This is a genomic window from Streptomyces avidinii (assembly GCF_014650695.1).
Lineage (GTDB): Bacteria > Actinomycetota > Actinomycetes > Streptomycetales > Streptomycetaceae > Streptomyces > Streptomyces avidinii.
This window is the reverse complement of record NZ_BMVL01000021.1, coordinates 19684-38192: the sequence shown is the minus strand read 5'-3', so window position 1 is coordinate 38192 and position 18509 is coordinate 19684. Positions and strand designations below refer to the sequence as shown.

18 protein-coding genes and 1 pseudogene are annotated in these 18509 nt (G+C 73.2%); 16 read left to right on the top strand and 3 right to left on the bottom strand.

The window, feature by feature from the left end; translation table 11 throughout:
* The first annotated feature begins 23 nt into the window (after nt 1–23).
* The 8 genes and pseudogenes from IE257_RS35265 (at nt 24) to IE257_RS38725 (ending at nt 7100) form a co-directional block, all read left to right on the top strand.
* On the top strand, nt 24–995 hold the full coding sequence (locus tag IE257_RS35265; RefSeq protein WP_189973925.1) for a TauD/TfdA dioxygenase family protein: 972 nt from the start codon (nt 24–26) through the stop codon (nt 993–995).
* A gap of 18 nt (nt 996–1013) precedes the next feature.
* Complete coding sequence (gene ssuE, locus IE257_RS35260) at nt 1014–1583, top strand: NADPH-dependent FMN reductase (protein ID WP_189973924.1); 570 nt, start codon at nt 1014–1016, stop codon at nt 1581–1583.
* Between the two features lie 41 nt (nt 1584–1624).
* Nucleotides 1625–2659, top strand: coding sequence for an ABC transporter substrate-binding protein (locus IE257_RS35255; RefSeq protein ID WP_189973923.1), 1035 nt, complete (start codon nt 1625–1627; stop codon nt 2657–2659).
* A gap of 5 nt (nt 2660–2664) precedes the next feature.
* Nucleotides 2665–3495 carry an ABC transporter ATP-binding protein gene (locus IE257_RS35250; RefSeq protein ID WP_189973922.1) on the top strand — a complete coding sequence of 277 codons (831 nt, stop codon included), beginning with the start codon at nt 2665–2667 and terminating at the stop codon, nt 3493–3495.
* On the top strand, nt 3492–4481 hold the full coding sequence (locus IE257_RS35245) for an ABC transporter permease (protein ID WP_189973921.1): 990 nt from the start codon (nt 3492–3494) through the stop codon (nt 4479–4481). The genes IE257_RS35250 and IE257_RS35245 overlap by 4 nt, the downstream gene beginning before the upstream one ends.
* Nucleotides 4482–4538: 57 nt before the next feature.
* The gene (locus tag IE257_RS35240; RefSeq protein WP_189973920.1) at nt 4539–5870 is read left to right on the top strand and encodes an LLM class flavin-dependent oxidoreductase; all 1332 of its coding nucleotides are present in this window, start codon (nt 4539–4541) and stop codon (nt 5868–5870) included.
* Nucleotides 5867–6748, top strand: a pseudogene (locus tag IE257_RS39560) (FAD-dependent oxidoreductase); the annotation flags it as partial. The gene IE257_RS35240 and the pseudogene IE257_RS39560, both read left to right, overlap by 4 nt.
* Before the next feature lie 154 nt (nt 6749–6902).
* Entirely contained in the window at nt 6903–7100 is a 198-nt protein-coding gene (locus IE257_RS38725; RefSeq protein ID WP_209468463.1) for a hypothetical protein, read from the top strand.
* Nucleotides 7101–7160: 60 nt separating this feature from the next.
* On the opposite strand, the gene IE257_RS35230 is transcribed toward IE257_RS38725, so the two are convergent.
* The gene (locus tag IE257_RS35230; protein WP_189973919.1) at nt 7161–8081 is read right to left on the bottom strand and encodes an NADP-dependent oxidoreductase; all 921 of its coding nucleotides are present in this window, start codon (nt 8079–8081) and stop codon (nt 7161–7163) included.
* Nucleotides 8082–8123: 42 nt separating this feature from the next.
* Nucleotides 8124–8843: a DUF2470 domain-containing protein gene (locus tag IE257_RS35225; protein ID WP_189973918.1), complete on the bottom strand. Its 720-nt coding sequence runs from the start codon at nt 8841–8843 to the stop codon at nt 8124–8126.
* 156 nt (nt 8844–8999) lie between these two features.
* Here IE257_RS35225 and IE257_RS35220 point away from each other — a divergent pair, with 156 nt between their 5' ends.
* The 4 genes from IE257_RS35220 to IE257_RS35205 all read left to right on the top strand — a co-directional run bounded on the left by IE257_RS35220 (nt 9000) and on the right by IE257_RS35205 (nt 11950).
* Nucleotides 9000–9395, top strand: coding sequence for a cell division protein SepF (locus IE257_RS35220; protein ID WP_189973917.1), 396 nt, complete (start codon nt 9000–9002; stop codon nt 9393–9395).
* Between the two features lie 67 nt (nt 9396–9462).
* Complete coding sequence (locus IE257_RS35215; RefSeq protein WP_229920850.1) at nt 9463–10905, top strand: AAA family ATPase; 1443 nt, start codon at nt 9463–9465, stop codon at nt 10903–10905.
* Nucleotides 10902–11342, top strand: coding sequence for a nucleotide pyrophosphohydrolase (locus IE257_RS35210; protein WP_229920849.1), 441 nt, complete (start codon nt 10902–10904; stop codon nt 11340–11342). Before IE257_RS35215 ends, IE257_RS35210 begins: the two co-directional genes overlap by 4 nt.
* A 122-nt stretch (nt 11343–11464) precedes the next feature.
* Nucleotides 11465–11950, top strand: a complete 486-nt coding sequence (locus tag IE257_RS35205; protein ID WP_189973916.1) for a DUF6099 family protein — start codon at nt 11465–11467, stop codon at nt 11948–11950.
* Between the two features lie 47 nt (nt 11951–11997).
* Here the strand turns inward: IE257_RS35205 and IE257_RS35200 are convergent, their stop codons facing one another.
* Nucleotides 11998–12243 (bottom strand): hypothetical protein, encoded by a 246-nt coding sequence (locus IE257_RS35200; protein WP_189973978.1) that lies wholly within the window; start codon nt 12241–12243, stop codon nt 11998–12000.
* A 201-nt stretch (nt 12244–12444) separates the two neighbouring features.
* On the opposite strand from IE257_RS35200, the gene IE257_RS35195 reads away from it, so the two are divergent.
* Genes IE257_RS35195 through IE257_RS35180 form a run of 4 tightly spaced genes read left to right on the top strand, consistent with a single transcriptional unit; the run spans nt 12445 to nt 18476 of the window.
* Nucleotides 12445–13371: an LLM class F420-dependent oxidoreductase gene (locus IE257_RS35195; protein WP_189973915.1), complete on the top strand. Its 927-nt coding sequence runs from the start codon at nt 12445–12447 to the stop codon at nt 13369–13371.
* A gap of 10 nt (nt 13372–13381) precedes the next feature.
* Nucleotides 13382–14296 carry a homocysteine S-methyltransferase gene (mmuM, locus tag IE257_RS35190; protein WP_189973914.1) on the top strand — a complete coding sequence of 305 codons (915 nt, stop codon included), beginning with the start codon at nt 13382–13384 and terminating at the stop codon, nt 14294–14296.
* A gap of 53 nt (nt 14297–14349) precedes the next feature.
* A complete protein-coding gene (locus IE257_RS35185) occupies nt 14350–15900 on the top strand; it encodes a 3' terminal RNA ribose 2'-O-methyltransferase Hen1 (RefSeq protein WP_189973913.1) in 1551 nt (516 codons plus the stop codon).
* Entirely contained in the window at nt 15897–18476 is a 2580-nt protein-coding gene (locus IE257_RS35180; protein ID WP_189973912.1) for a polynucleotide kinase-phosphatase, read from the top strand. The genes IE257_RS35185 and IE257_RS35180 overlap by 4 nt, the downstream gene beginning before the upstream one ends.
* Nucleotides 18477–18509: the final 33 nt, after the last annotated feature.

Sequence of the window (18509 nt, the reverse complement as noted above, 5' to 3'; positions counted from 1 at the left end):
GCAGCCCCGACCGGGGAGTCCTCATGGCCACTGCCACTGCCACTGCCACTGCCACTGCCACCATCACCGTCACCAAGATCGGCGGTCGTATCGGCGCCGAGATCGGGGGCGTACAGCTCGGCGGGGATCTGTCCGACGGCACCGTCGCCGAGATCCGCGCCGCCCTCCTCGCCCACAAGGTCGTCTTCTTCCGCGGCCAGGACCACCTCGACGAGGCCGGGCACGAGGCCTTCGCCCAGCTGCTCGGCGCACCCGTCGCGCACCCCACCGTCCCCTCCGCCGACGGCCGTTACGCCCTCGGCATCGACTCCCACCACGGCGCCCGCGCCAACCAGTGGCACACCGACGTCACCTTCGTCCCCGCCTACCCCGCCTTCTCCATCCTCCGCGCCGTCACCATCCCCCCGTACGGCGGCAACACCCTCTGGGCCAACACCGCCACCGCCTACAGCAACCTCCCCGAGCCGCTCCGCGCCCTCGCCGACAGCCTGCGCGCCGTCCACTCCAACGAGTACGACTACGCCGCCCTCAAGCCCGATGCCCTCCCCGAGGCGCTGGCCCAGTACCGCGAGGTGTTCACCTCCACCAAGTTCCTCACCGAGCACCCGGTGGTCCGCGTCCACTCCGAGACCGGCGAACGCACCCTGCTGCTCGGCAACTTCGTCCAGCGGATCAACGGCCTCACCGGCCACGACTCCCGTGCCCTGCAGGACCTCTTCCAGTCGCACATCGAGAGCCCCGAGAACACCGTCCGCTGGCAGTGGCGAGCCGGCGACGTCGCGATCTGGGACAACCGCGCCACCCAGCACTACGGCGTGGACGACTCCGGCGACCACGAGCGCACCCTGCGCCGCGTCACCGTCGACGGCGACGTCCCGGTCGGCCCCGACGGCGAGCCCTCCCGCCTCATCAGCCCGGACGGCGTCCCGGACCCCGCCTTCGGCATCGCCTCCGGCGCCTCCACCTCCACCGCGTCCGCGTCCGCCAGCGCCTGACCTTGAAGGAGCGCCACCGTGCCCCACCTGCTCGCCATCACCGGCAGCCCCTCCGCCCACTCCCGCACCGCCGTCGTCGCCGACCACGTGCTGCGCCGCCTGTCCCACTCCGGCTTCGAGACCGCCCACCTGTCCGTGCGCGAGCTCCCCGCCGCCGACCTCCTCGCCGCCCGCCGCGGTGAGCCCGAGATCCGCCGGGCGCTCGAAGCCGTCGCCGAGGCCGACGGCCTGGTCATCGCGACCCCGGTCTACAAGGCCTCGTACACCGGACTGCTCAAGGCCTTCCTCGACCTGCTCCCGCAGGACGGCCTCGACGGCAAGACCGTCCTGCCGCTGGCCACCGGCGGCAGCCTCGCCCACGTCCTGACCATCGACTACGCGCTGCGTCCCGTGCTCGCCGCCCTCGGCGCCCGGCACGTCACCGCAGGCCGGTTCGTCCTGGACTCCTCCGTCGAACGCGGATCGGGCCCCGACCGGTTGCGGCCCGAGGCCGAACTCGACCTCTACCAGGCCGTCGACGAGTTCGCCGCGGCCCTGCGCTCCGCCCCCGTGGCCGTCGCGTCCGCCGCCCTCACCACCACCCCGTAGCACCGCCGCCACCCAGTACCCCGCACCGACAAGGATCCGTCATGCCCGCAGCCTTCACCTCGACCACCACCTCCCGACGCCAGTTCCTCGCCCTGCTCGGCATCTCGGCGGCCGCGGTGAGCTGCGGTACGGCCACCGCGCGCGGCGGCGGTTCCGGCGCTCAGGTCAAGACTTTGAAGTACCAGGGCTCGGTCGGCGCCGTCACCCTCCCCGAACTCGCCGCCGATCTCGGACACCTGGGCGACCTCAAGCTGGAGTGGGTCGGCAACACCATCAGCGGTCCGCAGGACATCCAGTCCGCCGCCACCGGCCAGACCCACTTCGGCGGCGCCTTCAACGGCGCGATCGTCAAACTCGCCTCCAGCAAGGCCCCCATCAAGGCCGTCATCTCCTACTACGGCGTCGACGAGCACTCGTACAGCGGCTACTACGTCCTGGAGGACAGCCCGCTCCGCTCCGCCCGCGACCTGCTCGGCAAGAAGGTCGGCATGAACACCCTGGGCGCGCACTCCCAGGCCGTCCTCGACATCTACCTCAGCCGCAACGGCCTCGCCAAGGCCGACTCGTCCAAGGTCGAATCGCTCGTCGTGCCGCCCGTCAACACCGACCAGGTGCTGCGCCAGAAGCAGATCGACGTGGGCGTGCTGGGCGGCGTCCTGCGCGACAAGGCCGTCGCGGCCGGCGGGATCAGACCGCTGTTCAGCGACTTCGACCTGCTCGGCAAGTTCAGCGCCGGCTCCTACATCATGACCGACCGGTTCATCAAGGAGAACCCGGACACCGTACGGACCTTCGTGACCGGCGTGGCCAAGGCCATCGAGTGGGCCCGCACCACCCCGCGCGAGGAGGTCATCGCGCGGCAGACCGAGATCGTCAAGAAGCGCGGCCGCAACGAGGACACCTCGACCCTCCAGTACTGGCGCTCGTACGGCGTCGCCGAGCAGGGCGGCCGGATCGAGGACAAGGAGTTCCAGCTCTGGCTGGACTGGCTCGGCGAGCGCGGCGACATCAAGCAGGGGCAGCTGAAGGCCGCCGACCTCTACACGAACGAGTTCAACGGCTTCGGGAAGGGCTGACCGGCATGGCGAAGATCGTGTTCGAGGAAGTGACCAAGACCTTCCCGACCAAGGACAGGAAGAACAGGAGGAACAAGGAGGAGTTCACCGCGCTCGACGGCATCGACCTGGAGATCGGGGCAGGGGAGTTCGTGGTCGTCGTGGGTCCCAGCGGCTGCGGCAAGTCCACCCTCCTGGACCTGCTCGGCGGTCTGACCCGGCCGACGTCCGGGCGGATCCTGCTCGACGGGAAGCCCATCACCGGGCCGGGCCTGGACCGGGGCATCGTCTTCCAGCAGTACGCCCTGCTGCCCTGGCGGACGGCGCTCGGCAACGTGGAGTTCGGGCTGGAGGCGACCGGCGTCCCGCGCCGCGAACGCAAGGACAGGGCGCGGGAGTTCCTGGACCTCGTCGGCCTCACCGGCTTCGAGGACCGGCACCCGCACGAACTCTCCGGCGGGATGCGCCAGCGCGTCGCCATCGCCCGCTCGCTCGCCTACGACCCGGACGTGCTGCTGATGGACGAGCCGTTCGCCGCCCTCGACGCGCAGACCCGCGAGTCCCTCCAGGACGAGCTGCGGCGCATCTGGCAGCGCACCGGCAAGACCGTCGTCTTCATCACGCACGGCATCGAGGAGGCGGTCTACCTCGGCCAGAAGGTGGCCGTCATGACCTCCCGCCCCGGCCGCGTCAAGGAGATCGTTCCGGTCTCCTTCGGGGCCCGCGGCGCCGGCCTCCAGGGCGAGGACCTGCGCTCCAGCCCCGAGTTCGCCCGCTACCGCCACGAGATCTGGACCCTGCTCCACGGCGAGGTGGCCCGTGCTCAGCAACTGGAGAAGGAGGAGGCCACCGTATGACCACGAACGTCACCACCCCCGCCACCGATGCCCCGGCCGGGCAGGAGACGGCCCGGGCGGACTCCGCGCCCGCCGCTCCCACGGCTCCCGCGTCCGCCCTCGCGGAGGCTCCCGCAACCGGAACCGGTGCCGCGCCGGCATCGAGAGCCGCATCCCCGGGCGCCGGCCGGAGCACCGGCCGCACCGGCCGCGCCCCGTCCGCCGTCCGGCAGGCCGCCCGGGCCCTCGGCCGGTGGCTGCGCGCCGCCGCCGTGCGCTCGGCGGCCCTCGTCGCCCTGCTCGCCCTCTGGGAGACGGCGCCCCGCCTCGGCCTGGTCGACGCCACCTTCCTGCCGCCGGTCAGCGAGGTCGCCACGGCCTGGTGGGAGCTGCTGGGCAACGGCCAGCTCGGCCAGCACACCCGGGCCAGCCTCGCCCGTTCCTTCGGCGGCTTCGGCATCGCCGTCGCCGTCGCGGTCCCGCTCGGCCTGCTCATCGGCTGGTACCGGCCGGTCGCCGCGCTGCTCGGCCCCCTGCTGGAGGTGTTCCGCAACACCGCCGCGCTGGCCCTGCTGCCGGTCTTCGTGCTGCTGCTCGGCATCGGCGAGACCTCGAAGGTGTCGATCGTCGTCTACGCCTGCGTGTGGCCGGTCCTGCTGAACACGATCAGCGCGGTCGGCAACGCCGACCCCACCCTCGTCAGACTGGCCCGCTCGATGGACCTGTCCACCCCGAGGCTCTTCCAGAAGGTGATCCTGCCGTCCTCCGTGCCGGCCATCTTCACCGGCATCCGCCTGGCCGGCGCGGTCTCCATCCTCGTCCTGGTGGCCGCCGAGATGATCGGCGCCAAGGCGGGCCTCGGCTACCTGATCAACGCCTCGCAGTACAACTTCGCGATCCCGCAGATGTACGCGGGGATCATCACCATCTCCGCCGTCGGCGTGGCCTTCAACCAGCTGCTGGTCACGATCGAACGCCGCCTCAGCACCTGGCGCGTCCCCGCCTGACCCGCGCCGGACGGCCCGGCGCCACCTCCGCACCACCACCGAACACGAGGAACAGCCATGACCGCGAACCGGACCCTCCACCTCAACGCCTTCCTGATGAACGCCGGTCACCACGACGCGGCCTGGCGGCACCCCGACAGCCGGCCCGACCTGATCACCGACGTGCGGTACTTCCAGGACCTGGCCCGCACCGCCGAGCGCGGCCTGCTCGACTCCATCTTCTTCGCCGACGGGGTCGCCCTCTGGGGCAAGGCCCGCCACAACGCCCTCGGCGGTTTCGAGCCGCTCACCCTGCTCTCCGCCATCGCCGCCGTCACGGAGCACATCGGGCTGATCGCCACCGTCTCCACCACCTTCAACGAGCCCTACAACCTGGCCCGCAAGTTCGCCTCGCTCGACCACATCAGCGGCGGCCGCGCCGGCTGGAACATCGTCACCTCCGGCACCGTCGACGAGGCCCGCAACTTCAACCGCGACGAGCACCTGGAACACCACCTGCGCTACGAGCGGGCCCGCGAGTTCCTCGACGTCGCCACCAAGCTCTGGGACAGCTGGGAGGACGACGCGATCGTCCTCGACAGGGAGCGCGGCATCTACGCCGACACCGACAAGCTGCACCCCGCCGCCCACCGCGGCGAGTACTTCGGGGTCGCCGGACCGCTGAACGTCCCGCGCTCGCCCCAGGGCCACCCGCTGCTCGTGCAGGCCGGTTCCTCCGAGGACGGCAAGGAGTTCGCCGCCCAGTACGCCGAGGCCGTCTTCACCGCCCAGCAGACCCTCGCCGACGGCCAGACCTTCTACAAGGACCTCAAGTCCCGCCTCGCCAGGTACGGCCGCGCCGAGAGCGACCTCCTCGTTCTGCCCGGCATCGCCCCCGTCATCGGATCCACCGAGGCCGAGGCGAAGGCCCTGGAGCAGCAGCTCACCGACCTCCAGGTGCCGGAGTACGGGCTCGCCCAGCTCTCCGGCATGCTGAACGTGGACCTCACCGGGCTGCCCCTGGACGGCCCGCTCCCGGACCTGCCCGAGGAGCGGGACGTCAACGGCAACAAGAGCCGCTTCACCCTCGTCGCCGAGCTCGCCCGCCGCGACGGGCTCACGCTGCGGCAGCTGATCGCCCGCCTCGGCGCGGGCCGCGGCCACCGCGTCTTCGCCGGTACCCCCGAGCAGATCGCCGACCAGCTCCAGGAGTGGTTCACCGAGGGCGCCGCCGACGGCTTCAACATCATGGCGCCGGTCCTGCCCACGGGCCTGACCGCCTTCGTCGACCACGTCGTGCCGATCCTCCAGCGGCGCGGTCTCTTCCGCACCGAGTACGCCGGCACCACCCTCCGCGAGAACTACGGCCTGGCCCGCCCGGTCAACCGGTACGCCCGGGAGAGTTCATGACCGGCCTCATGACCGGCCTCATGACCGGGTTCGACACCGACGTCCTCGTGGTCGGCGGCGGCCCGGCCGCCACCTGGGCCGCCCTGAAGGCCGCCGAGGCGGGGGCCCGCGTCGTCCTCGCCGACAAGGGCTACTGCGGGACGAGCGGGGCCACGGCCGCAGGCGGTACCGGTGTCTGGTACGTCCCGCCCGAACCCGCCGCCCGGGAGGCCGCCATGGCCTCCCGGGAGGCACTCGGCGGGTACCTCGCCGACCGCCGCTGGATGGCCCGGGTCCTCGACGAGACCTACGACCGGGTGAACGAGCTCGCCACGCAGGGCCGTTACCCCTTCCCCAGCGGCCCGGACGGGCAACCGCTGCGCGGCGGCCTGCAGGGCCCCGAGTACATGCGGCGGATGCGCATCCGGATCCGCCGGGCCGGGGTCCGCGTCCTCGACCACAGCAGGCGGCAGCCACAACGCCGCCTGGGCCATCTCGTCGGGCAGCTGGGCCGGCCGGGGCGCCGCCGGACACGCCCTGGCCCCGGGCTCCGGCCGCGCCGCGCGCCGCACCGTCACCGGGGCGGGCGGGGCGGGGCTGCGTCCGACGGGGCACCGGACCCGCCCCGGCGGGCACCGGGCGGCCGTGGAACTCGTACAGGCGCAGGTCCTTCCGTACGACAAGAACTACCTGCGCCGCGGCGGGTCCTGGCGGATTCGCTGCGGACCCTCGACGCAGCCTGGTCCGAGCTGCGGGCCACGCTCCACGGCGAGGGGGCGGAGCTGGTCAGGGCCCGGCAGGCCGCGGCGATGACGGCGCACGCGCGGTGGATGTACGCGGCCGCGCTCGCCCGGACCGAGAGCCGGGGGATGGCCAAGCGCCTGGACCACCCGCACCAGGACCCGCAGCAGCACCACCGGATCCTGGTGGGCGGCCTGGACCGGGTGTGGACCCGGCCGGCGGCCCCGGCCGCAGCGGGGGCCGGACGGGATTCCGCTGCTCGCCCGGCACGAGGACTGCCAAACCTGCTTCCTGTGCGAGGCCAACTGCCCGGTGGACGCGCTGTACGTGTCCCCGATGACCCGGCCGCTGCCGCAGGACCCGGCCGTACGGGACGAGGCGGAGTTGGTGGGGCGCGGGCTGCTCGGGAGCTACCGGCGGGAGATCGGCTGGGGCGAGGGGCGGACGCCCGGTGCGCTACGGGCGGTGGGCCCGGCCTTGGCGCCGGCGGCGCCGCCGATCACGTCCTGACCGTGGGGGAGGAGGGGCGGGCCGGCCGGGACCCCGGCCGGCCCGCCCCTCCGGCGGTGCTCAGACCGTCAGGACGATCTTGCCCCGGGTGCGGCCCGAGGCGCTCAGCTCCCAGGCCCTGGCGGCCTCGGCGAGCGGCAGCGCGTGCTCCACGTTGACCGTGAGCTTCCCCGCCTCGGCCAGTTCCGCCAGGAAGGTGAGGTCGGTGGTGTCGGGGCGCACCCACAGCTGGTGGGCGCCCTTGGCGGCCGCCTCGTAGTCGGCGATGGAGACCACCCGGTGGCGCTCCTTGACCAGGGACTGGAGCGTCTCGATGACCCCGTCCCCGTAGAAGTCGAGGCCCGCGTCGACGCCTTCGGGCGCCAGCTCGCGGATGCGGTCCGCCAGGCCCTCCCCGTACAGCACGGGCTCCGCGCCGAGGGAGCGCAGGTAGTCGTGGTTGTGCGCGCCCGCCGTGCCGATGACCCGCAGGCCGAGCGCGACCGCGATCTGCACGCCGAACGACCCGGTGCCGCCGGCCGCGGAGTGGATGACCACGGTCTCCCCGGCCTTGAGACCGGCCCGCTTGAGGGACTGGTAGGCGGTGAGCCCGGCCAGCGGGATGCCCGCCGCCTGCTCGAAGGTCAGCCCGGCGGGCTTGCGGGCGAGGGTGCGGACGGGGGCGGACACCAGCTCGGCGTACGTGCCGAGTTCGACCCACTCCTTGCGGACGTAGCCGTAGACCTCGTCGCCGACGGAGTGGTCGAAGGTGTCCTCGCCGACCGCCTCGACGACTCCGGCCACGTCCCATCCGGGTATGACCGGGTGGCGGACCTCCATGATCGGGTCGAGATATCCGGCGGCGAGCTTCCAGTCCACCGGGTTGACCCCGGCGGCCTTGACGCGGACGAGCACCTCGCCCGGGCCCACCTTCGGCTTCGGTGCATCAACGAGCTTGAGGGTGGCGGGAGTTCCATTTGCGCTGTATGTGATGGCCTTCATGATCGTCCCCAACGCGGGGCTGCAGCCGGGTATTCCGGCCCGTCAGGCCGGCAGGGTGTTGCGGTGCGAGTTCCGGCGGGCGGCGCTGAAGAGCGCCTGGATCTGCGCACCCGCCTGTTCGACGTCGTCGAGGGGCGAGGGGAAGGGCAGCCGCATGTCGCGGTGGCCGCGCCGCTCCTCCAGCCGCAGGGTGATCCCGTACCGGTCCATGGCGACCGGCAGCGCGCGCAGCACGGCGGCGGTGGGCAGCGGCCGGACCAGGCGCAGCAGCAGGGTGACCAGGTCCTGGTGGTCGTCGAGGAGGTGCGTGAGCATGCCCGCCTCGTACGGGGCCAGCGGGTCGGGGCAGGCGGCGTCGAGCTCTTCGAGGCCGACGTGCGAGCGGCCCTCCGGGGTCTCCAGGACGGCCCGGTCGAATTCCATGCAGGTGGAGTTGACGCCGGTGTCGTCGGCCAGGTCGGAGTACGGGGTGAGCAGGCGGCCCAGCACGGTGACCCGGGCGCGCACCCGGTCCCGTACGGGGGTGGGGGCGACGTCGGTGAACTCCAGCCGGATCGCGGGCCGGTACTCGGACTCGGCGCCGGGCTCGGCCGGGTGCAGGTGCAACCGTCCCATCGGGTCGCTGCCGTCGAGGTGTCGGACCTCCGACCGCAGCCCGTCGGTGACCACGTTCATGGAGTGGGCGGCGGTCAGGATCGAACGGATCCGCTCGGCATCGGTGGGCCGGGCGGCCGGGGTGGCGGGGGCACCGAACAGGCGCATGCGGATTTCTCCATCGTCCGGGTGACTTAGGTATGCCTAACCTAACCTATCTGGCTCTTCGAGAGTACCCGGCCTGCTCGTGTCGTTGTTGGGCTGAACGGGTGAAACGCGAGAGGATGGGGGGATGCACATGAAGCGCACGGCCGAGGCGGCCCGGTGAGCAGGTACGACGTCACCGACGAACAGTGGGAGGGGCTCGCGCAGGTGGTCCCCCTGCGCAGTCGCAACGAATGGCCCTCCCGGGTGGACCACCGCACGATTCCGACGGTGCCCGGGGCGTCGGCGGCGGAGCAGCGGCGCTTCGTGGTGATCAGAGTCCAGATCTTCGCGGACGCGCGGGAGGTGGCGGAGTACCTGATCGCGCAGATCCCGGTACTGCTCGACCTCACCGGTGCGGACAGTGAAGTGGCCAAGCGGATCCTCGACTTCAGCAGCGGCGTGGTCTTCGGTCTGGGCAGCGGCATGCACCGGGTGGACCGGAACGTCTTCCTGCTCGCACCGGTGGGGACCGAGGTCGAGGGGATTGCGGCCGCGGCCGTCCCCCGATCGTAGGAAGGTCCGCGCGACGGAACGGTTCGCCGGGGCCGCGGGGGGTCCGGCGGGCCGTACCGTCCCGCGCATGGACGCCACTCCGGACACGACGGCCGTGGGCACGACCGCCGTCGTCGCGTTAGCCGACACCCGCACCGACCCCTCCGAGGCCGGCCCGGCCGGTGCTGCGGGAGGGGCGCCCGCCGCGGTGCCGACGGCCCCGCCCGTTCCGCCCCTTCCGCCCGCTCCGCCCGGCGTGCCCGGCGTGCCCGGCGCGCCGGCCGCTTCCGCGGTCCCGACGCCGGGCGGGCCTCCCGCGGCACCGGCCGGGCCCGTCGGTGACCCGGTCGTGCCGGTGCAGGCGGGTCCCCGTGGCGCCGGCCGCCCTGCCGAGCCCGCGCAGCGGTATCCGCGGCCCGTGGTCACCGAGCTGCGGCTCTCCGCCTTCGGGCCGCACCGCTCGGCGGTCTTCCCGCTGGGCCCCCTCACCCTCTTCGCCGGACCGAGCGGCAGCGGCAAGTCCCAGGCCCTGGAGGCCTACGAGGCCCTGGCCGCGCTGGCTTCCGGAGCCACGCTGGAGGAGGCCTTCCCGGATCCGTGCGCCCGCATCCCCGACCGGGCCGTCCCCGACGCGCAGCGGCGCCGCGGATTCCGCCTCGGCGTCACGGTCGACGGCCCCGCTGGCCCGGTCCGGCTCGACCTTGCGGTCCAGGCCGAGCCCACCCTGCGGATCGTCGGCGAACGGCTCTCGCAGGACGGGCAGATCCTGCTCGCCACCGCCCTGCGCGACCCCGGCAGGAGCTCGGTCCAGGCCGCCTGGCTGACCGGCGGGACCGTCGGCGTCACCCGGGCCCCGCTGCCCGACGACCGGCTCGGCACGGCACTGCTCCCGCTGCGCGTCGCCGGATCCACGGCGGGCCAGCGCCAGGTCCTGGCCGCCGCGGAGCAGGTGGTCGTGGCCCTGCGCGCGGTGTTCCCCTGCGACCCCCGCCCGGACCGCATGCGCGGGGCCGTCCCGGCGGGCGAGGGGCGGCTGCTGGGCGACTGCGCCAACCTGGCCGACGTGCTGCGCCGGACGCGCAGCGAATGCGGCACTCGCCACGCGCTGCTGGCGGAGGCGGCCCGTACCGGCTGCGCGGGGCCCGTCGCGGGGCTGGACGTACGGGCTCCCGCGGGCGGCGGCCCCGTCGCGGCGGTCCTGGACCGCGGGCCGGACCGGCCCGCCACGGAACTGGGCCGGCTCGGTGCGGGCGAACTCCGCTTCCTGGCACTGGCGCTGGTCCTGCTCACCGGGCCGGGGGTGCTGGCCGTGGACCCGGCCGCCGAGCTGCTCTCCGCGCGGCAGGCGCTGACGGTGCTGGCCGACGACTTCGACCGCGGCCTGGACCGGCGGCAGGGCGCCGAACTGCTGCGGCTCGCCCTGCTGTCCTGCGGCCGGGGCCACATCAGGCTGGTGGCGGCGGTGGGGGAGGCGACCGCGGCCGCAGCCCGCGACCTCCCGGGCGTCGCGATGGTAGACCTGGGGGCATGAACGAGACGCAGGAGCCGCCCCGGCCGCCGGAACCGTCGCAGCCGTCGCAGTCGTCGGGGCCGCCGCAGCTGTCGGGGCAGCGGCCCGAGGAGCGGCTGGACCGACTGCAGCGCCGGCTCGCGCAGTTCGCGGCGGCGCGCGGCTGGGAGCCGTACCACACGCCCAAGAACCTGGCGGTGGCGCTGAGCGTGGAGGCGTCCGAACTGGTCGAGATCTTCCAGTGGCTGACTCCCGAACAGTCGGCGAAGGTCATGGAGAAGCCGGAATCCGCCCATCGCGTGGCCGATGAGGTGGCCGACGTACTGGCGTATCTGCTGCAGTTCTGTGAGGTTCTCGGGGTGGATGTGCTGGATGCGCTCGCCGCGAAGATCGAGAGGAACGAACTCCGCTTTCCCGCTCCGGGCCCATCGAGGCCGAATCGTCACTCTTCGGAGTGATGGACTCATCCACAATCACGTTTCTGTCCACATTTTCCGAATACCCCTGGCTTTACTGGCCCGTTGCCCTCACTCTGGGTAGTGGTGAGGATGGCGGATGTCGTGCGGACGGGGGACGGCATATGGATGCGGTACGGCTCATCGCGGCCGGCCGGCACGCGCTGGCACAGAGTGGGGCTGCGTGGGACATCGTGAGCGAGGCCTGGCAGGCCCAGGCGCTCGCACAGGGCGTAGGGAGCTATCTGGCGGTCACCGGACCGCCGGAGCTGAGATCGGAGGCACGGGGACTGGGGGAAGCGGGAAGCAGAGGTTGCGGGGTGCTCGACCGGGCGGCTCTGCGCGGAGAGGGCAGTGCGCCCGAGTATCCGCCGCGGGCGGCGCAGTTGAGCGAGGTGTCGGACATCCGGCAGGCACTGCTCGGACTCCAGGCACTGCTGGGTGAAGTGGGCATAGCCCTGGTCGGGGTGGCCTGCGGGACGGACGACGAATCCCTGTACTGGCAGTGCATAGAGTCGATCGACGCGGCGGACGAGTCGAGCGACCGGGTGCGGGCGATCCTGCGCCGCATGACGGTCCGCGAGCGGGGGTCGGCCTCGGGCGTGGCCTGAGGCGCGACACAGGTGGGGTCCCGCCGTGCAGGGCGGGACCCGCACGGTCAGGACGACCGGGAGGAGGGGCGTTCGCCCTCGGGGGTGCGGTCCGTGGAGGCCTGGAGATCGGCGTCGAGCTGTGACAGGTCGGCGTTCAGCGCCGCCATCAGTTCTTCCATCTGCTGCAGCAAGCCCTTCGGCGCGCCGCCGCCCTGAGCGGGCACCGCGGGCTCCTGACCTGCTTCGTCGTGTGCTGCCTGTCCGGTCGGTCCGGTGTGTCGGCGGGTATCCGGCACGGCCTCGTGGGACATGGCGGCCTCCTCGGGCCCTGGCCCTTCCGGGGCGGAAGGGGCGGTGGACGCACCGGCGGGACGCCGCCGGCGCGCGGGCCGGGCGGTCCGGCTCCGTCCGAGCAAACGATCTCCGTCCGGGCCGGTCACTGGCGCGCCGGGGGGTGGACCGTCCGGTTGACGAAGATTCACCCTGCCAGGGCGGGAGGGCAGGATGGGGGTATGGATCTCCGCATTTTCACCGAGCCCCAGCAGGGCGCGAGCTACGAAACCCTCCTGACCGTCGCCAAGGCCACCGAGGACCTGGGATTCGACGCGTTCTTCCGCTCCGACCACTACCTGCGGATGGGATCCGCCGACGGGTTGCCCGGACCCACCGACGCCTGGATCACCCTTGCGGGCCTGGCCCGGGAGACCAAGCGGATCCGCCTCGGCACGCTGATGACGGCCGGCACCTTCCGGCTGCCCGGCGTCCTCGCCATCCAGGTGGCCCAGGTCGACCAGATGTCCGGCGGCCGCGTCGAACTGGGGCTCGGCGCGGGCTGGTTCGAGGAGGAGCACAAGGCGTACGGCATCCCCTTCCCGGAGGACCGGATGTCCCGGCTGGAGGAGCAGCTGGCCATCGTCACCGGCCTGTGGGCCACCGAACCCGGCGCCTCCTTCGACCACGCGGGCAAGCACTACCGGGTGGAGAACTCGCCCGCGCTGCCCAAGCCCGCCCAGACCAGGATCCCCGTACTCATCGGCGGCCACGGCGCCAGGCGCACCCCGCGGCTCGCAGCGCAGTACGCGGACGAGTTCAACATGCCCTTCGCGTCGATCGCGGACAGCGAGCGGCAGTTCGGCCGGGTCCGGGAGGCTGCCGAGGAGGCCGGTCGCAAGGCCGACGACCTCCGCTACTCCAACGCCCTCGTCGTCTGCGTGGGCAAGGACGACGCCGAAGTGGCCCGCCGGGCCGCCGCCATCGGCCGCGACGTCGACGAGCTCAGGGCCAACGGCCTGGCCGGCTCCCCGGCCGAGGTCGTGGAGAAGATCGGCGCCTACGGCGCCGCCGGCTCCTCCCGCATCTACCTCCAGCTGCTCGACCTCGACGACCTGGACCACCTGGAGCTGATCTCCGCCCAGGTCCTCGCCCAGCTCCGCCACTGAAGGGGAAGCCGTGCCACGCGCCTGCGGCCCGCTCGCCGAAGCACTGGCCCGCAGGGCCGTACTCCTGGACGGCGGGCTCAGCAACCAGCTCGCCGCCCAGGGCTGCGACCTGTCCGGCGGCCTCTGGTCCGGCCGGGTGCTCGCCGAGCGCCCGGACCAGGTGGAGGCCGCCCACACGGCCTACGCGCGGGCCGGCGCCGAGGTGCTGATCACCGCCAGCTACCAGGTCGGCTACGAGGCCTTCGCGGCCCGCGGCCACGACCGCGCCGAGACCACCGCCCTGCTGCACCGCAGCGTGCGCCTGGCCGCCCGGGCCGCCGAGGCCGCCGACCACGAGGTGTGGGTGGCCGCCTCCGTGGGCCCGTACGGTGCCGTGCTCGCGGACGGCTCCGAGTACCGCGGCCGGTACGGCCTGAGCGTCCGCGAACTCGCCGCCTTCCACCGTCCCCGGATCGAGGCCCTGCTCGCCGCCGGCCCCGATGTGCTGGCCGTGGAGACGATCCCGGACGCAGACGAAGCAGAGGCGCTGCTCACCGTCCTCGCGGAGACCGGTGCCCCCGCATGGCTCTCGTACACGGTGGCCGCCGGCCGTACGCGGGCCGGCGGCCCCCTTCCGGAGGCCTTCGCCCTCGCCGCCGCGTCCCCGCAGGTCATCGCGGTCGGTGTCAACTGCTGCGACCCCGCCGATGTGCTGCCCGCCCTCCGAGCGGCGGCGGCCGTCACCACCGAACCGCTGCTGGCCTACCCCAACGACGGCTCCGTCTGGAACGCCGCCACCGGGACCTGGCACACCCCCGAAGCCCCTCCCCCCTGGCCCCTGCAGGCCTGGCACGCCGCCGGCGCCCGCCTGATCGGCGGTTGCTGCCGCATCGGCCCGGAGCACATCGCCGCCCTCGGATCCCTGCTGCCGGACCGGCGGCCCTAGGGGACCGAAAAAGCAGAGGCAGGCAGGGAGGGTGACCAGCGAGAATCGGTCGCGTGTTCCTGACGATCTCCACCACCGGCTCCCCCGAACGACCCGCCACCGACCTGGGCTACCTGCTGCACAAGCATCCCGGGAAGACGCAGGCGTTCTCCACCTCCCACGGCAACGCCCACGTGTTCTATCCCGAGGCCTCGGTCCAGCGGTGCACGGCGGCCCTGCTGCTGGAGGTCGACCCCGTCGCGCTCGTGCGGCACGGCCGGGGCAAGGGCCGCGGCGGGGCGCCGGACGCCGCGCTCGCGCAGTACGTGAACGACCGGCCGTACGCCGCGTCCTCGCTGCTCGCCGTCGCGCTCGGCGGAGTGTTCCGCACCGCCCTGAAGGGGCAGTGCACCGCCCGCCCGGAGCTCGCGGAGCAGGCCCGGCCGCTGCGCATCGAGGTTCCGGTACTGCCCGCCCGCGGCGGGGCCGAGCTGGTACGGCGGCTGTTCGGGCCGCTCGGCTGGGACCTCGTACAGGCCGAGGCGGTACCGCTCGACGAGCAGTTCCCCGAGTGGGGCGACTCCCGCTACGTACGGCTCGTCCTGGAGGGCGAACTGCGCCTCGCCGACGCCCTGCGCCAGCTCTACGTGCTGCTGCCGGTGCTCGACGACGCCAAGCACTACTGGATCGCCCCGGACGAGGTCGACAAGCTGCTGCGCGCCGGGGACGGCTGGCTCGCCGCCCACCCCGAGCACGGGCTGATCACCTCCCGCTACCTGGCCCGCCACAAGCGGCTGACCCAGGACGCCATCGAGCGCCTGGAACTGGTCCGCCTCGCCGAGGCCGACGGGAGCGAGGTCGAGGAGCTCGACAACGCCGTGGACGAGAACCGCGACACGGAGGAGCGGCCCGTGCCGCTCGCCGTGCAGCGGCGCGAGGCGATCCTCGCCGCCCTGCGGGTCGCCGGTGCCCAGCGGGTGCTGGACCTCGGCTGCGGCCAGGGGCAGTTGCTCCAGGCGCTGCTGAAGGACCCGGCGTACTCCGAGATCGTCGGCATGGACGTGTCCGTGCGGGCTCTGCAGATCGCGGCCCGGAGGCTGCGGCTGGAGCGGATGGGCGAGCGGCAGAGCTCGCGCCTGAAGCTCCTGCAGGGTTCGCTCGCCTACACGGACAAGCGGCTGGCCGGCTACGACGCGGCCGTGCTCAGCGAGGTCATCGAGCACCTGGACCCGGAGCGGCTGCCAGCGCTGGAGTACGCGGTGTTCGGCTCGGCCCGCCCCCGGACGGTGCTCGTCACCACGCCGAACGTCGAGTACAACGTGCGCTGGGAGACCCTGCCCGCCGGGCACGTCCGCCACGGCGACCACCGCTTCGAGTGGACCCGCGAGGAGTTCCGCGCCTGGGCCGGCGAGGTCGCCCGGCGCCACGGCTACGGGGTGCGGTACGTGCCCGTCGGCGACGACGACCCAGAGGTGGGGCCGCCGACGCAGATGGCCGTCTTCACCCAGCACGACACCGACACCACCGACACCCCCACCGACACCACGGGTACCACCACCGACACCCCCGGTACGACCACCGCCGCCGCAGACACCGACACCCCGAAGGAGGGCGAGGCAGCATGACCGGCACCAAGAGCCCCCGTACGCGCACACTTCCCGTCACCGACCTGTCCCTCGTCGTCCTGATCGGGGCCACCGGATCGGGCAAGTCCACTTTCGCCCGCAAGCACTTCAAGCCCACCGAGGTCATCTCCTCCGACTACTGCCGGGGACTGGTCTGCGACGACGAGAACGACCAGAGCGCCAGCCGCGACGCCTTCGACGTCCTGCACTACATCGCGGGCAAGCGCCTCGCCGCCGGCCGCCTCACCGTCGTCGACGCCACCAGCGTCCAGGCCGACGCCCGCCGGCAGCTCGTCCAGCTCGCCCGCGAGCACGACGTCCTGCCGATCGCCATCGTCCTGGACCTGCCCGAGGAGGTCTGCGCCGAGCGCAACGCCGGCCGCCCCGACCGGGCCGGCCTGCCCCGCGCCGTCATCCAGCGCCACCGCCGCGACCTGCGGCGCTCCCTGCGCGGTCTGGAGCGCGAGGGCTTCCGCAAGGTCCACGTGCTGCGCTCCGTGGAGGAGGCCGAGACCGCCGAGGTCGTCCTGGAGAAGCGGTACAACGACCTCACCCACCTCACCGGCCCCTTCGACATCGTCGGTGACATCCACGGCTGTTCGTCCGAGCTGGAGACGCTGCTCGCCGAGCTCGGCTACGAGGACGGGGTCCACCCCGCGGGCCGCACCGCCGTTTTCGTCGGCGACCTCGTCGACCGGGGCCCCGACAGCCCCGGCGTCCTGCGCCGCGTCATGGGCATGGTCAAGTCCGGCAACGCCCTGTGTGTGCCGGGGAACCACGAGAACAAGCTGGGCCGTTACCTGAAGGGCTCCAAGGTCCAGCGGACCCACGGCCTCGCCGAGACCATCGAGCAGCTGGAGCGGGAGCCGGAGGAGTTCGTCCAGGAGGTACGGGAGTTCATCCGCGGACTCGTCAGCCACTACGTCCTCGACGGCGGCAAGCTGGTGGTCTGCCACGCCGGGCTGCCCGAGAAGTACCACGGCCGCACCTCCGGCCGGGTCCGCTCGCACGCCCTCTACGGGGAGACCACCGGCGAGACCGACGAGTTCGGCCTGCCCGTGCGCTATCCGTGGGCCGAGGACTACCGGGGCAAGGCCGCCGTGGTCTACGGCCACACCCCGGTCCCGGACACGACCTGGATCAACAACACCATCTGCCTCGACACCGGCGCCGTCTTCGGCGGCCGGATGACGGCCCTGCGCTGGCCCGAGCGCGAACTGGTCGACGTACCGGCCGAGAAGGTCTGGTACGAGCCGGTCAAGCCGCTCGCCGCCGAGGCGCCGGGCGGACACGACGGCCGCCCGCTCGACCTGGCCGACGTACACGGCCGCCGGGTCGTGGAGACCCGGCACCTGGGCAACGTCAACGTGCGCGAGGAGAACGCCGCTGCGGCCCTGGAGGTCATGAGCCGCTTCGCCGTCGACCCGCGCCTGGTCCCGTACCTGCCGCCGACCATGGCGCCCACGGCCACCTCCCGCGAGGAGGCCCGCGGCGGAGCCGCTGAGGGGTACTTCCTGGAGCACCCGGCCGAGGCCTTCGCCCAGTACCGCAAGGACGGCATCGCCCAAGTGGTGTGCGAGGAGAAGCACATGGGCTCCCGCGCCACCGTCCTGGTCTGCAAGGACGCCGACGCGGCCCGGAACCGCTTCGGCGTCGACGGTCCGACCGGCTCCGTCTACACCCGCACCGGGCGGCCCTTCTTCAAGGATCCGGCGGTCACCGAGGAGGTCCTGACCCGGCTGCGCTCCGCAGTCACCGACGCCGGCCTCTGGGAGGAACTCGGCACCGACTGGCTGCTGCTCGACGGGGAGATCCTGCCCTGGTCCCTGAAGTCCGCCGGCCTGCTGCGCAACCAGTACGCCGCCGTCGGCGCGGCCTCCGGCGCCGTCTTCCCGGGCGCCCTCGCCGCCCTGGAGGCGGCCGCCGCCCGGGGCGTCGACACCGGCGAACTGCTGGAGCGCCAGCGGGGCCGGGCCACCGACGCGGCCGCCTTCACCGAAGCCTACCGCCGCTACTGCTGGACCACCGACGGGCTGGACGGCGTACGCTTCGCACCGTTCCAGCTGCTGGCGGTGGCCGGGCGGTCGCTGGCCGCCGTGCCCCACGACGAGCAGCTGTTCTGGCTGGACCGCATGGTCGCCGCCGACGAGGCGGCCGGCACCGGACTGCTGCGCCGCACCGGCCGGATCCTGGTGGACACCGCGGACGAGGACTCCGTGCGCGCCGGCACGGACTGGTGGCTGGAACTGACGGCCGCCGGCGGCGAGGGCATGGTCGTCAAGCCGCTCCAGGCGTACGCCCGGGACGGCAGGGGCCGGCTGGTCCAGCCCGGGGTGAAGGTGCGCGGGCGCGAGTACCTGCGGATCATCTACGGCCCGGAGTACACCCGTCCCGACCAGCTGGAGCGGCTGCGCGACCGGTCCCTCGGGCACAAGCGTTCGCTCGCCCTGCGCGAGTACGCGCTCGGGCTGGAGGCGCTGGACCGGCTCGCGGCCGAGGAGCCGCTGTGGCGGGTCCACGAGGCGGTCTTCGCCGTGCTCGCGCTGGAGTCGGAGCCGGTCGACCCGCGGCTGTGAGCCGGGACGGTCGCCGGGGCCGGCCGCGTCAGC

What these genes read in the sequence shown, in the direction of transcription:
- IE257_RS35265 (WP_189973925.1), top strand. Translation starts at nt 24, where the DNA reads ATGGCCACTGCCACTGCCACTGCCACTGCCACTGCCACCATCACCGTC.
- IE257_RS35255 (WP_189973923.1), top strand. Translation starts at nt 1,625, where the DNA reads ATGCCCGCAGCCTTCACCTCGACCACCACCTCCCGACGCCAGTTCCTC.
- IE257_RS35250 (WP_189973922.1), top strand. Translation starts at nt 2,665, where the DNA reads ATGGCGAAGATCGTGTTCGAGGAAGTGACCAAGACCTTCCCGACCAAG.
- IE257_RS35245 (WP_189973921.1), top strand. Translation starts at nt 3,492, where the DNA reads ATGACCACGAACGTCACCACCCCCGCCACCGATGCCCCGGCCGGGCAG.
- IE257_RS35240 (WP_189973920.1), top strand. Translation starts at nt 4,539, where the DNA reads ATGACCGCGAACCGGACCCTCCACCTCAACGCCTTCCTGATGAACGCC.
- IE257_RS35230 (WP_189973919.1), bottom strand. Translation starts at nt 8,081, where the DNA reads ATGAAGGCCATCACATACAGCGCAAATGGAACTCCCGCCACCCTCAAG.
- IE257_RS35225 (WP_189973918.1), bottom strand. Translation starts at nt 8,843, where the DNA reads ATGCGCCTGTTCGGTGCCCCCGCCACCCCGGCCGCCCGGCCCACCGAT.
- IE257_RS35215 (WP_229920850.1), top strand. Translation starts at nt 9,463, where the DNA reads ATGGACGCCACTCCGGACACGACGGCCGTGGGCACGACCGCCGTCGTC.
- IE257_RS35210 (WP_229920849.1), top strand. Translation starts at nt 10,902, where the DNA reads ATGAACGAGACGCAGGAGCCGCCCCGGCCGCCGGAACCGTCGCAGCCG.
- IE257_RS35205 (WP_189973916.1), top strand. Translation starts at nt 11,465, where the DNA reads ATGGATGCGGTACGGCTCATCGCGGCCGGCCGGCACGCGCTGGCACAG.
- IE257_RS35200 (WP_189973978.1), bottom strand. Translation starts at nt 12,243, where the DNA reads ATGTCCCACGAGGCCGTGCCGGATACCCGCCGACACACCGGACCGACC.
- IE257_RS35195 (WP_189973915.1), top strand. Translation starts at nt 12,445, where the DNA reads ATGGATCTCCGCATTTTCACCGAGCCCCAGCAGGGCGCGAGCTACGAA.
- IE257_RS35180 (WP_189973912.1), top strand. Translation starts at nt 15,897, where the DNA reads ATGACCGGCACCAAGAGCCCCCGTACGCGCACACTTCCCGTCACCGAC.